We start from the raw sequence: 242 nt of genomic DNA on the forward strand, positions 1-242 counted from the left end.
GGCCTACGAAGCGCATGGCGACGACTTCGAAAACGACCCGGAAAAAGCCATGTACTGGGATGCGAACGCCGACGTTGCGGTCGTGCCGCCGGGCTACAAGGAAGACAAGAAAGGCTATTTCCGCATGCGGCCCGGCGAGGCGCAGGTGAGCGTGGTGGCGAACACGCCCGAGCGCGCCGAAGTCAGCGTGAGTTCGCGCCCGACGGCCGTGTTTCCGTTCGATATCGACGTGCGTTACACGC

Annotated in this window: 1 protein-coding gene; it reads left to right on the forward strand. The window is 63.6% G+C overall.

Translation table 11 applies throughout. The features are described 5' to 3' along the window. Positions 1-242: hypothetical protein (locus R2R70_RS22690; protein WP_410979299.1), on the forward strand; the 242-nt coding region annotated here is incomplete at both ends.

Origin of the sequence: Cobetia sp. SIMBA_158, assembly GCF_046566945.1 — a bacterium.
Taxonomy (GTDB): Bacteria; Pseudomonadota; Gammaproteobacteria; order Pseudomonadales; family Halomonadaceae; genus Cobetia; species Cobetia amphilecti.